The organism is Streptomyces spectabilis, assembly GCF_008704795.1.
Lineage (GTDB): Bacteria > Actinomycetota > Actinomycetes > Streptomycetales > Streptomycetaceae > Streptomyces > Streptomyces spectabilis.
In genome coordinates, this window is sequence record NZ_CP023690.1 from 6,820,613 (window position 1) to 6,833,907 (window position 13,295).

Sequence of the window (13,295 nt, forward strand, 5' to 3'; positions counted from 1 at the left end):
CGCCGTCCCGACCCGCTCACCACCCCTGGGAAGAACTCATGACCGAAGCCAGCGGCGACGTCCGCCTGACCGGGATCAGCAAGACCTACGGCTCCTTCACGGCCGTCCACCCGCTCGACCTCACCGTGCCCCAGGGCTCGTTCTACGCCCTGCTCGGCGCGTCCGGCTGCGGCAAGACCACCACCCTTCGCATGATCGCGGGCCTGGAGGAGCCGAGCAGCGGCACCGTGTGCCTGGGCGAGCAGGACGTCACCGCGCTGCCGCCCTACAAGCGCCCCGTGAACACGGTCTTCCAGTCGTACGCGCTCTTCCCGCACCTCGACATCTTCGAGAACGTCGCCTTCGGCCTGCGCCGGCGCGGCATCAAGTCGGTGAAGAAGCAGGTCGGCGACATGCTCGACCTCGTCCAGCTCGGCGAGCAGGCCCGCAAGAAGCCGCACCAGCTCTCCGGCGGCCAGCAGCAGCGCGTCGCCGTGGCCCGCGCGCTCATCAACCACCCCAAGGTGCTGCTCCTCGACGAGCCGCTCGGCGCCCTCGACCTGAAGCTGCGCCGTCAGATGCAGCTGGAGCTCAAGCGCATCCAGACCGAGGTCGGCATCACCTTCGTGCACGTCACGCACGACCAGGAGGAGGCCATGACGATGGCCGACACCGTCGCCGTGATGAACGGCGGCCGCGTCGAGCAGCAGGGCGCCCCCGCCGAGCTGTACGAGAACCCGCGCACCACCTTCGTCGCCAACTTCCTCGGCACCTCCAACTTCATCGCGGCCGAGGTCGACTCGGTCAGCGGCGACGACGTGGTCCTCAGGGCGGGCGACGGCAAACTGCTGCTGCCCAAGGCGCGCTGCGGCGCCGCGACGAGCCCCGGCGGCAAGGTCCTCCTCGGGGTGCGCCCCGAGAAGATCACCCTCACCCACGCCGACGACGCGGGCACCGTCCCCGACGGCCGCAACCGCATCACCGGCCGCGTCGTCGCCTCCAGTTTCATCGGCGTCTCCACGCAGTACGTCATCGAAAGGCCGCTCTGCGACGCCTTCGAGGTGTACGCGCAGAACATCGAGCGCGACACCCGGCTGACCCCGGGCGCGGACGTCGTCCTGCACTGGAACCCCGCCCACACCTTCGGCCTGGACGCGGGGCAGGACGTCCAGGCGGGCGTCGAGAAGGTCGAGGAGGACGCGTGACGGCCCCCGTCAAGGCGCCCGTCGAGGACGCCCAGGACCCCGCCCCCGCGCGGCCCCGCAGGCGCGGCCGCCTCGTGCCCTACTGGCTGCTGCTCCCCGGCATCCTGTGGCTGATCGTCTTCTTCGCGCTGCCGCTGGTCTACCAGGCCTCGACGTCCGTGCAGACCGGTTCCCTCGAAGAGGGCTACAAGGTCACCTGGCACTTCGCCACCTACTGGGACGCGCTCGGCGACTACTGGCCGCAGTTCCTGCGCTCGGTCCTGTACGCGGGCGCCGCCACGGTCCTGTGTCTGCTGCTCGGCTATCCGCTGGCGTACCTCATCGCGTTTCGCGCGGGCCGCTGGCGCAATCTGATCCTGGTGCTCGTCATCGCGCCGTTCTTCACCAGCTTCCTCATCCGCACGCTCGCCTGGAAGACGATCCTGGCGGACGGCGGGCCCGTCGTCGGCGCCCTGAACACGCTGCACGTCCTGGACGTCACCAACTGGCTCGGCGCCACCGACGGCGACCGCGTCCTGGCCACGCCGCTCGCCGTGGTCTGCGGACTCACGTACAACTTCCTGCCGTTCATGATCCTGCCGCTGTACACGTCCCTGGAGCGCATCGACCCCCGGCTTCACGAGGCCGCGGGCGATCTGTACGCCCGGCCCTCCACGACGTTCCGGAAGGTCACCTTCCCGCTGTCGATGCCGGGTGTCGTCTCCGGCACGCTGCTCACCTTCATTCCGGCCGCCGGTGACTACGTGAACGCCGATCTGCTCGGCTCCACCGACACGCGCATGGTCGGAAACGTCATCCAGACGCAGTTCCTGCGCATTCTGGACTACCCGACGGCGGCCGCCCTCTCCTTCATCCTGATGGCCGCCATCCTGATCATGGTGACGTTCTACATCCGCAAGTCGGGAACGGAGGATCTGGTCTGATGGGCCCGTTCGTCGCATTCGGCCGCTGGCTGCGCCGGAACCTCGTCGTCATCTTCGGGCTCCTCACGCTCGGCTATCTCCTGCTGCCCAACGTCGTGGTCACGGTCTTCTCGTTCAACAAGCCGAAAGGCCGGTTCAACTACTCCTGGCAGGAATTCTCGACCGACGCCTGGCAGGACCCGTGCGGCGTCGCCGACATGTGCGGCTCGCTCTCCATCAGCCTGCGGATCGCCTTCTTCGCGACGCTCGGCGCCACCGTGCTCGGCACGATGATCGCCTTCGCGCTCGTGCGCTACCGCTTCCGGGCGCGCTCCGCCGTGAGCTCGCTGATCTTCCTGCCCATGGCGATGCCCGAGGTGGTCATGGCCGCCTCGCTGCTCACGCTGTTCCTGAACATGGGCGCGCAGCTCGGCTTCTGGACCGTCCTGATAGCGCACATCATGTTCTGCCTGAGCTTCGTGGTGACCGCGGTGAAGGCGCGCGTGATGTCCATGGACCCGCGCCTCGAACAGGCCGCGCAGGACCTCTACGCCGGGCCCGTGCAGACCTTCCTGCGGGTCACGCTGCCGATCGCGGCACCCGGCATCGCGGCGGGCGCGCTGCTCGCCTTCGCGCTCTCCTTCGACGATTTCATCATCACGAACTTCAACGCCGGATCGACTGTGACCTTCCCCATGTTCGTCTGGGGATCCGCGCAGCGGGGCACACCCGTTCAGATCAATGTGATCGGTACGGCGATGTTCCTCATCGCCGTCGTTCTCGTACTGGCGGGAATGCTGATCGGAAAGCGCCGCGCGAAGCGGGCGCGCTGAACTCCGAAAGGCCGTGCCCGTGCGGTGCCAAGCAGCTCTGTGCAGCTCTACGCAATTCTCAAGGGAGTGGAAATCATGGCCCCTGCTGCCATGAACCGTTGGACCAAGTCCCTCGCCGCGGCCAAGCCGGTCCCGTACTGGCTGGACGACCCGAACAAACCCGACCCCGAACCCGCGCTCGTCGGTGACGAGCGCGCCGACCTGCTCGTCGTCGGCGGCGGCTACAGCGGTCTGTGGACCGCCCTGATCGCCAAGGAGCGCGACCCCGGCCGCGACGTCGTCCTCGTCGAGGGCCGCGAGATCGGCTGGGCCGCCTCGGGGCGCAACGGCGGCTTCTGCGCCGCGTCCCTCACCCACGGCGTGCCCAACGGCCTGGCCCGCTGGCCGGACGAGATCGCCAGGATCGAGGAGCTCGGCGCCCGCAACCTCGACGAGATCGAGGCGGCCGTCAAGCGCTACGCCATCGACTGCGACTTCGAGCGCACCGGCGAGATCGACGTCGCGACGCAGCCGCACCAGCTCGCCGAACTCCACGAGATGTACGAGGAGATGGCTGCCCGGGGCCTGACCGGATCCGCCGAGATGCTGGACGCGGACGAGCTGCGCGAGCAGGTCGACTCGCCGACCTTCCTCGGCGGCTTCTGGGACCGCGACGGCGTCGCCATGCTGCACCCGGCGAAGCTCGCCTGGGGCCTCAAGCGCGCCTGCCGCGAGCTCGGCGTGCGCGTCTACGAGCACACGCCCGCGCTCCAGCTCGCCCCCGCCGGCGCCGGAATGGCGATCCGCACCCCGTACGGCAGGGTCTTCGCCCGCCATGTCGCGCTCGGCACGAACGTCTTCCCGTCCCTGGTCAAGCGGGTGCGCGCGTACACGGTCCCGGTGTACGACTACGCGCTCATGACCGAGCCGCTCACGCCGGACCAGATGGCCGCCATCGGCTGGAAGAACCGCCAGGGCCTCGGCGACGCGGCCAACCAGTTCCACTACTTCCGGCTCTCCGCCGACAACCGCGTCCTGTGGGGCGGGTACGACGCGATCTACCCGTACGGCGGCAAGGTGCGCGCCGAGTACGACCACCGCCCCGAGACGTACGCGAAGCTCGCCGGGCACTTCTTCACCTGCTTCCCGCAGCTGGAGGGCGTGCGGTTCACGCACGCGTGGGGCGGCGCGATCGACACGTGCTCGCGCTTCTCGGCGTTCTTCGGCACGGCGCACGGGGGCCGGGTCGCGTACGCCGCCGGGTACACCGGCCTCGGCGTCGGTGCCACGCGCTTCGGCGCCGACGTGATGCTGGACCTCCTCGCGGGCGAGCGCACCGAGCGGACGGCCCTGGAGATGGTCCGCTCCAAGCCGCTGCCGTTCCCGCCCGAGCCCTTCGCCTGGACGGGGGTGACCCTGACCAAGTGGGCCCTTGCCCGCGCGGACGCCAACGCGGGCAAGCGGAACGTCTGGCTCAGGGCGATGGACAAGGTGGGGCTCGGCTTCGACAGCTGACCCCCTGAGCGGCTGCCCGCGCGCCACCCGTCCGGGCGGCGCGCGGGTGGACATCCGTCCGCCGTTGTCCACCGGCGTACGCCCTCACCACTCTGTGACACGCTTCACTACCAGCCAGTAGCCGAATCCGCGTAATGCCCGGGCCCCGAAGTCCTCTCCCTCGTGTCAGGCATCCGTACTGCACACGAAGACAGAGAGGTGGACTCATGAACGGTTCAGGGGCGAAATCGGCGATGGAGTGGCTGGTGTCGGTGGCGCCGGATCCGGACGCCTGCCGCTGGGAGTGGGAACGCAACCCCCTCGGGGTCGCGCTGCTCCCGGCGGGCCGGCTCTGGGACGTGCTGATCCTGCCGGGCGAGCTCGGCCGTCCCACCCTCGACGTGCTGACGCGGGTGGTCGACCGCCCCGGTCCGGTGCTCGCCGACTTCGGCGACGCGCGGATGGGGTTCTTCGTGCCCCCGGGGACCGTGTCCCGCTGGGTGGGCACGGGAGTGCGCGGAGCGGGCCGCGGCACCTGGATCGTGGTGCCCTTCCCCGGTCGCTCCACGGGCGCGGTGCGCTGGCTGATCCCGCCGGACGGCTCGGGCACCCTGGTCGATCCGGCGCTCCTGGAGCTCGCGATGCACGAGGCGGCGGCGCAGCTCGCCCGGGACGTGCGAGCCGAACGGGATGCCTGGGGCGCCGCCCCTCGCGACCCGGGTGAGCCGCGCCCCGAGTGACCCTTCGCCTCGTTCTTGGTGACGGGGACTTGACAAGGGTATTGGTCTGGACCAGCTTGAGTATGTCCTGCTCTCCAACACCCCCACTTATGGAGGCAGTTGTGGCACTCGTTTCTCGCCCGCGGGTTCGTCGTGGCTGGTCGCGCAGTTCCCCGCGCCCCTTCGGGGCGCTCGTGCTCGCGGTCGCCGGACTGCTCGCGGTCCAGAGTCCGCAGGCGGCAGCGGAGAGCAGCGCTCTGCCCGCGCACGCCCTCGTCGGCTACCTCCACACCAGCTTCGCCAACGGCTCCGGCTACACGCGCCTCGCCGAAACGCCGGCCAGCTGGGACATCATCGACCTGGCCTTCGGCGAGCCGACCTCGGCGACCTCCGGCGACATCCGCTTCGGCCTCTGCCCCAGGAGCGAGTGCCCGAACGTCGAGACGAAGGACGAGTTCAAGGCCGCGGTCAAGGCCAAACAGGCCCAGGGCAAGAAGGTCCTGATCTCCATCGGCGGCCAGAACGGCCAGGTACAGCTCACCACCACCCAGGCCCGTGACACCTTCGTCTCCTCCGTGTCGGCGATCATCGACGAGTACGGACTCGACGGCCTGGACATCGACTTCGAGGGCCACTCCCTCTCCCTCGGCGCGGGCGACACCGACTTCAAGAACCCCAAGAGTCCGGTGATCGTCAACCTGATCTCCGCCGTGAAGACCCTCAAGGCCAAGTACGGCTCCGGCTTCACGCTCACCATGGCGCCCGAGACCTTCTTCGTGCAGCTCGGCTACCAGCACTACGGCCCCGGCCAGTGGGGCGGCGACCCGCGCGCGGGCGCCTATCTGCCGGTCATCCACGCCCTGCGCGACGACCTGACCCTGCTGCACGTCCAGGACTACAACTCGGGGCCGGTCATGGGCCTCGACAACCAGTACCACCAGATGGGCGGCGCCGACTTCCACATCGCCATGACCGACATGCTCCTGACCGGCTTCCCGGTCAAGGGCAACGCGGCCAACGTCTTCCCGCCCCTGCCCCCGGAGAAGATCGCCATCGGCATGCCCGCGTCCCCGCACGCGGGCAACGGCCACGTCCCGCCCGCCGAGGTCAACAAGGCCCTCGACTGCCTCACCAAGAACACCAACTGCGGCTCCTACAAGCCCCACGGCAAGTGGCCCGCCCTCCGCGGCCTGATGACCTGGTCCATCAACTGGGACCGCTTCAACAACCGGGAGTTCTCGAAGAACTTCGACGCGTACTTCGGCCGAGCGACATGACCCACAGCAGCCCCCCGCACAGCAGCCAGCTCGCCACGACGTCCGCGGGCCAGTGGTAGCCGCTGACGACCAGGCCGAGTCCCACGGCGAGGTTCACCAGGACGCAGACGGCGGTCAGGGCGCGCGGGGCGCGCAGGCAGGGGAGGAGCAGGAGCGTGGCGGCGCCGTAGGCGACGGTGGCGGTGGCCGTGTGGCCGGAGGGGTAGTAGCCGGTGCCGTCCATGCCCGGCGGGGCGCCGCGGTCGACGGCCGCCTTCAGAGGTACGACCAGAGCGGGCACGGCGGCCATGGCGAGCGCCGCGAGCAGCGGCGGGAGCCACCAGCGGTGCGTGCCCGCACGGCGGCCGCGCCACGCCGTGTACGCGAGGGCGGCGGCGAGCACCGGAAGCGCGACCGTCATGTTGCCCAGGTCGGCGAAGAACTCGGCGAGGGGGCGGGGCAGCAGCGCGCCGGAGAGGGCACGGCCGAGGCGTTCGTCGAGCCGGCGCACGGGGCCGTCGGCGGCGATCTGCCAGGTGAGAAGGGCGAAGAGCAGCGTGCCCACCGCGAGGAGAACGAGGTGGACGGTCGGCCGCCCCGGAACAGGGGGCCTATTACCTTGTGAGGTAGGCGCACACTGGTGGTGCGGGTCCGAGGAGGCGGCCATGGGCCACAGCCTGTCAGGAAAGATCGGCCGCGAGTATCCGAGGGTGTCCGTGGCGGGGGACCGCTCCATTCCTGAGCAGCACTTCGACAACGTCGTACCGCGCCGGGTCACGGTGAAGCGGGACCGCTCGCAGGTGCTCGCCCTGAAGGTCCGAGCAGGCGATCTCTTCAGGAGCTCGTCCTTGCACCGCGCAGTGAGATCCCGGAGTAACTGCGCGGTCTCCCTACGGTCCTCATCCAGGAACCAGTCCGAACGACGGCCCTCTGCTCTGATGTAGTGGAAGAGTCGGCGGCTGACGATGAGCTGGTCCTGCACCCTCTCCGGGTCTGGTCCCACCGCCAGTCGATGACGGCGAGTACGCCACGTGCGGAAAATGGTGTAGAGGGTCGCGCAGAAAGCCAGCCAGCCGGTGCGAACTTCGGCCAATCGTTCCACCAGGGAGAAGGAGCCATCCCGGGAGTGTTCCATCGGCGACTGCCGTGACCCCCATCGATCAAACCTGTCAGCGAGCAGGACGGATCACCCAGGCGCTCCCGGTGCCGATCTTGCCGACTCCGGGACCCATCCCCTCTCCCGCCCCAGGGGCGATCACTCAAGTGGGAGGGCAGCAGCGGCTGAGCACGTGCTTCCGAAGACCCGGCCTAGTCGAGGCTCCCAACAAACGGAGCATGCCGGGAGCCTCACACCAGTTACTTCTGTGCAAGTTTCTCAGTATCTGGCAGGGCCCCTGCCCTGCGACAGGTCAAGAGGCCCTGCTGGTCGGCAGCTAGGCCCGGGCGAACTCGCGTTCGAGGCCCCGTACCGTTCCAGAGCATTTAGCGCTGGACGTAGCACCGTACTTGTTCTTGGGGATCGGAGTCACCCACCGGCCGTAGATTGTGCCCTTGCCAGGGCACGCAGCAACTACTCGGTACTTGTGAAATCTCGGAAGACTGGCGTAACCGCACTTCGCATTCGCCTTGTGGCTGCCGTTAGACTTCCATATCTTGCATTTTGGAACCCTCATTGCCTCGGCCGGGCTTGCCATGAACACCCCTGACAGCAACGCCATTCCGGTGACAGCGGCCACGGAGGCCATTCGAAGAGAACGCATACTTCCTCACTTTCATGCGAACTGATACCTATCTCATTCTGCGGAGATGGCCCATCGCCAATGGAGACTTACAGAACTCTCGGGTAGAGACCCAGTGAGCGAGCCGACTCGGGAGGCAGGCCACGCCGCGCGATCACGCTGGCACTACGAGCTGATGCTCTGTGCCGATGCCCGATGCGTTGCCGTTGGCGTAGAGCGTGAGTTCGCCGTCCGACCACCGCACGATGGTGTCATCGGACCAAGGGTTGTCGGTGAAGTCGCCGCCGCTTACCACAAGGGCGTGCTTCCACAGGCTGTTGGGGGCCTTCCACTGGTGCTCGCCCCAGGAGGAACCAGTACCGGTGAAGTCCTGATAGTGCGTCAATTCACCATCAGACCACCGCACTACGAGATCCCAAGTATCATCACCAGCGTAGTCTCCGGCAGTGATCTGCGCGGAGTGCTTCCAGGTACCAGCTTCCGACGTACCGGGAGAGACGACCTTGATCTCGCTACCGAGCTTCTTGTCGTTGCCAGTGTTCTGATAAAGGGTTACTTCGCCGTCGGACCAGCGTACGACGAGGTCGTCCTGCCACTTGTTACCGCCGAAGCGGCCGGCCGCCATCACCACGGCGTGCTTCCACGTGCCGTTGGGCGCCGCCAGTTGATACTCGCCGTGGAACCCATTCTCGTCCACCGACGGGTACAGCGTTACTTCACCATCCGACCAGCGCACGATGAGGTCCGAGCCGTTGTCGCCAGTGAAGTCGCCAGCCACGATCTGCTCGGCGTGGTCGCGCCACAGAGCGTTGGCGCCTTTGACCTTGAACTCCTTGTCGAAGTAGTTCTTGTTCCCGCCCGCACCGCGGTAGATGGTCAGTTCGCCGTCGGACCACTTGACGAACATGTCCATGCGGTCTTCGGGGACAGGGCTTCCCAGAGCGAAGTAGCCATTGGCGATGGACTTGGCATGCTTCCAGGTACCCGCCGCAGGGAGCACTGAGTCAGTCAGGGGCGGCAGCTTGACCCCAACCGGCTGCTCGCCCGCCTTGGCGGCCTCGTAGATGCGCTTAACGTCGTTGTCGAAGTAGGACGAGTAAGAGGTGTTGGCACTGTGGCCGCCGGTCATCCAGCCGCCGGTGACGCCGATGACCTTGGGCGACTCACTGCCCGCGATGATGAAGGGTCCGCCAGAGGTACCGCCCACATAGCCGTCACAGTGGACCTCGGAGAAGGTGCCGCCGCGCCAGAGCCGTCCTTTGCTGTCACGGGCGTTGGCAGTGGTGAACTTCTTCATCGGCGTGGTGCAGCTGAGCGGGTCCTGCTTCGGCTTGTAATTGCCATTCCCGTACAAGTACGGGTACCCGATGACGTGCATGGTGTGCTTGAAGCCGGTGCTGAAGCCCATAGGGATGGATCCGACCACGTCTTCGAGCTTCTTGCCGTCACTGCGTGGCTGGGTGGCGAGGAACGCGACATCGACGCCCGTGAAGTTCTCCTCGCTCTTCTTGGATCCGGTGTAGCCGGGATCCTTGACGATGGACCCCTTCTTAATGGGGAACATGCCGTAGGGCTTCGGATCCGTCGAGCTGTGCTTCGGCACGAAGATCATGTTCTCGTTCTGGTCGCTGCTGTCGAAGCAGTGCGCCGCAGACACGACCAGATTCTTGCCCGGAGAGGGAACGACGGTGCCGCCGCAGAACCGGTAGTCGTACCGGTCAGGGAAGTCGTTGCCTGCCTTCCTCGCCCAGTAGAAGGTGCCGACCTCCTTGATGCCCTTGAAGGTGTGTGAGGGCGACCGCAGCATTCGTTCACGCTTCGGCTCGGACTGATGGGCTTCCTGGTCCAGCTCCTTCTGGGCTAGAGCGTCACGAGCTTGCTGTTCTTCCACCGGCTTGGCCTCGGCCATACGCTCCGGGGTCCAGAACTTCTCCATCTCGGCGGCCAGTTCTGCGTCCTGGTCGCCATTCTGCGGCGCCGGAGACAGGGTCGGAGTGTCCGGGGGCGGCGTGGTCGGCGCCTCGGGCGTGACGGATTCCTGCGGTGGAGTCGGTGATTCCGATACGTCTGGTTCTGCAAGGCCGTCTAGCGGTCCTCCGGTGGAGGCAGCAGAGGTAGTGGGTGTGGGGCTCTCGGTGGCCCATGCCGGCCCGGTGGCCGTTAGCATCGCCGCTGCGGCGACTATCGCGGGCAGGCTGCGTCTTATTCTCAAGGTTGTTCCCCCCACAAAACTAGCCTCGGGCAGCCCGAGACCTGCTTGGCCTAGATCAAACAAGAAGGTACATTACCTCTACACCTAACGACGCGCCCCTTAAGGCACTTTCAAGCCATCGGGCCCTAAGTGGACATGGTGGTCCGCTAGTTGAATGGAGTAGCAGTGGACAAGGCCAAGCGGTTTGCCCGGCGTGGGGTCCGGAGTGGGCTGCTCTCGGTGGCAGTGCTGCTCCTTGCGACAGCGTGCGCAACGTCGGACGAGGAGAACTCATCGTCACCCTCCTCCTCGTCAACTCCACCTGCAGGCAGGGCTGATGCGCCATCCAAGGACAACCCAAACCTGCTACGGGGATTCCGCTCGTGGCTGAAGACGAACAAGTCAAGCAAGGACGACGAACTAGCAGAGCACGCGCTGTCCGTCAGCCTCGATTACTCCGACGGGCGTTCAGGTGTAGCCAAAGTCCTCACCAACTACGGGCCCTGGGGTAGGGCTGAGAGCCAAGTCGGGCCTTTGGCAGAGGCGTTCACAGCATGGTGGGACAAGGACCCAGCAGCTAGCAGCGCCCAATTCCTGAGTCAAGGGGGCAAGACCGTGAAGGAGACTGCGCTCTACGCCGGGGACAAACCGGAGAACCTCCTTACGGAGTTCCGCTCATGGGTCACCCAGAACACCTCTGATGGAAGGCGACTCGCCCCCCACATCACAGCGCTCACCCTCGGCTACGGCGTGAAGGGCTCAGGTGCCGCAACAGTCTCGACGAATTACCTGACGTACAAGGCCCCGCAGACTCAGAACTGCCTGGAGTCCATCAGTGAGGCGTTCGCCGCGTGGTGGGAGAAAGAGAAGGGCGTCAGCAACGTGACGGTCACCAGTGAAGACCAGGGTAGTCAGGCTGAGAAGGAGCTGACACCTGCATCATGACCGGATGCGTTTTCCGACTACCGCGAGTTCAAGATCATGCATCAAGGTGTGCCCTCTGTCGACGTAGCCGGGTGTAAAGATTCCTTGACCCTCGGCAGGTCAACCTGGCGAGGGACTGCAAGCTCTATCTCTTCGTGCAACGCGGTTGATGGGGCACCCCGCATGAGCTCAGGGGGAGGCAACGGGATTCAGTGTGAGGCGGCCACGCTCGCCATGCTTCTGGCTGCGGCTCGTGCCGATACGAAGCCAGGGGCCCGGATCAGAGTGAACCGTGTGACGGCGCCCGCTCAGAGCGAGACGGTGCTGGACCGGCAAGCCAACCGCCTCTTCACAGTCGAGCTCACCAGTGCCGACTACGCCGTTGCCACGTTCACCGGCTACGAATCTCTTCGCCAGGCCGAGGGGGCACGCCCCCTCTGGAGGCCGGTGGAAGGGCGGCGACGGGGCTGGAGTCACGAGTCGTGCCGTCTTCGAAGCGCACAACTGACGCACTGCAACTAGATGGCCAAATGGGAGGCACTCATCTTTCCCCGACTAGCACAGTGGGCTCTGGCCGCGGTGCTTCTCGTGACCACGAGCACAGCGTGCACCGCTTCCAGGTCGCATACTGCGGACGCATCGGAAGTCGTGGCGAAGCCAGGGGCGGCCGGGAGGGGAGACCCTCTGTTCCCTACGCTGGGCAATGGCGGCTATGACGTCTCCCATTACGCCCTGGCTCTCGACTACGTTCCCGAGACTAACCACCTCAAAGGCACCGCGACCATCACCGCGCGCGCGACCCAGGGCCTGAGCAGCTTCAACCTGGACCTCGCCGGGCTGACGGTGCGCGCGGCCACGGTGGACGGCAGGAAGGCTCGATTCAGTCGTAAGGACAACGAACTGATCGTCACGCCCGCGAAGGCGGTCGGGGATGGGCACACCTTCAAGACCACCGTCACTTACGACGGTGCCGCGAGAATGATGAAGGGTGCCGACGGAGGGCTGGAGGGCTGGATCGAGACGGACGATGGCTCGACCGCCCTGGGCCAGCCATCCGGTTCCATGACGTGGTTCCCGAGCAACAACCACCCCTCGGACAAGGCGACGTACGACATCACGGTCACCGTGCCCAAGGACGAAGACGGAGACCCGTACGACGTGGTGAGCAACGGGGAGCTGATCAAGGAGGAGGACAAGGGCGACCGCGTCACCCGGCATTGGCGCGCCGAGGAGCCCATGGCGAGCTATCTCGCCAACGTCTCCGTCGGCTACTTCGAGATCCACAAGGGCTGGACCTCCGACGACCTGCCCGTCTATGTCGCCATTGATCCGGACGAGGCCGAAGATGCCGAAGACGTCAAGGATTTGGTGCCCGAGGTCATCGACTGGGCTAGCGAGAACTTCGGGCCGTACCCCTTCTCCTCCGTGGGTGCCATCGTCGACCACTTGCCTGGACTCGACTACGCCCTGGAGACCCAGACCAAGCCGTACTTCGAGGAGGCGCCCGAGGAGACACTGCTGGTGCACGAACTGGCGCACCAGTGGTTCGGGAATTCCGTTACCCCGCGCGCGTGGAAGGACATGTGGCTCAACGAGGGCCTCGCCACGTACGCTGAGTGGCTCTGGCAGGAGGATCAGGACGGCAAACCGGCCCAGAAAACCTTCGAGGAGTTCTACGAAGGCACGCACCCTGACAGCGATGGCATATGGGGCTTTCCTCCGGCTGATCCGCCCAGCGGGGCCCGTGTATCCGACGCTCCCGTCTATGGACGGGGCGCCATGGTGGTACACAAGGTACGTGAGGCTGTCGGCGACGACACCTTCTACGACATCCTCCAAACCTGGACGGATCGGTACCGGCACCGGAACGCCGACACCCAGATGTTCATCGCCCTGTGCGAGGAGAAGTCGGGAAAGGATCTTTCCGGGGTGTTCGAAACGTGGCTCTTCAATGGGAAAAAGCCTGCGAGTATCTGACACTCGCAGGAATGACTCATGACGGAAACGGCTCTGGCTCCAGTCTGGAGCCAGAACCTGTACCTTTAGAAGTTATTGCCATCTCGGGGATTGTGTG

At 66.3% G+C, this 13,295-nt stretch carries 10 protein-coding genes; 8 read left to right on the forward strand and 2 right to left on the reverse strand.

Translation table 11 applies throughout. The annotated features are described in order from the left end of the window. Positions 1-38 precede the first annotated feature (38 nt). From CP982_RS30100 to CP982_RS30125, 6 genes are all read left to right on the forward strand, one after another. Positions 39-1,184, forward strand: a complete 1,146-nt coding sequence (locus tag CP982_RS30100; protein WP_150513340.1) for an ABC transporter ATP-binding protein — start codon at positions 39-41, stop codon at positions 1,182-1,184. Further along, entirely contained in the window at positions 1,181-2,107 is a 927-nt protein-coding gene (locus CP982_RS30105; RefSeq protein WP_150513341.1) for an ABC transporter permease, read from the forward strand. Before CP982_RS30100 ends, CP982_RS30105 begins: the two co-directional genes overlap by 4 nt. Then, complete coding sequence (locus CP982_RS30110; RefSeq protein ID WP_150513342.1) at positions 2,107-2,919, forward strand: ABC transporter permease; 813 nt, start codon at positions 2,107-2,109, stop codon at positions 2,917-2,919. Before CP982_RS30105 ends, CP982_RS30110 begins: the two co-directional genes overlap by 1 nt. Before the next feature lie 75 nt (positions 2,920-2,994). Then, positions 2,995-4,413: an NAD(P)/FAD-dependent oxidoreductase gene (locus CP982_RS30115; RefSeq protein WP_150513343.1), complete on the forward strand. Its 1,419-nt coding sequence runs from the start codon at positions 2,995-2,997 to the stop codon at positions 4,411-4,413. Between the two features lie 206 nt (positions 4,414-4,619). Beyond that, positions 4,620-5,132 (forward strand): hypothetical protein, encoded by a 513-nt coding sequence (locus CP982_RS30120; RefSeq protein ID WP_150513344.1) that lies wholly within the window; start codon positions 4,620-4,622, stop codon positions 5,130-5,132. A 101-nt stretch (positions 5,133-5,233) separates the two neighbouring features. Beyond that, positions 5,234-6,388, forward strand: a complete 1,155-nt coding sequence (locus tag CP982_RS30125; RefSeq protein ID WP_229878442.1) for a chitinase — start codon at positions 5,234-5,236, stop codon at positions 6,386-6,388. On the opposite strand, the gene CP982_RS30130 is transcribed toward CP982_RS30125, so the two are convergent. Both CP982_RS30130 and CP982_RS30135 read right to left on the reverse strand, forming a co-directional pair. Continuing rightward, positions 6,333-6,932, reverse strand: coding sequence for a phosphatase PAP2 family protein (locus CP982_RS30130; RefSeq protein ID WP_229878440.1), 600 nt, complete (start codon positions 6,930-6,932; stop codon positions 6,333-6,335). The two genes, CP982_RS30125 and CP982_RS30130, sit on opposite strands and share 56 nt — an antisense overlap. A gap of 1,328 nt (positions 6,933-8,260) precedes the next feature. Next, complete coding sequence (locus CP982_RS30135) at positions 8,261-10,042, reverse strand: trypsin-like serine peptidase (protein WP_170316510.1); 1,782 nt, start codon at positions 10,040-10,042, stop codon at positions 8,261-8,263. Between the two features lie 441 nt (positions 10,043-10,483). Here CP982_RS30135 and CP982_RS30140 point away from each other — a divergent pair, with 441 nt between their 5' ends. Then, complete coding sequence (locus tag CP982_RS30140) at positions 10,484-11,242, forward strand: hypothetical protein (protein WP_150513348.1); 759 nt, start codon at positions 10,484-10,486, stop codon at positions 11,240-11,242. Positions 11,243-11,743: 501 nt separating this feature from the next. Further along, entirely contained in the window at positions 11,744-13,198 is a 1,455-nt protein-coding gene (locus CP982_RS30145) for a M1 family metallopeptidase (RefSeq protein WP_150513349.1), read from the forward strand. Positions 13,199-13,295 lie beyond the last annotated feature (97 nt).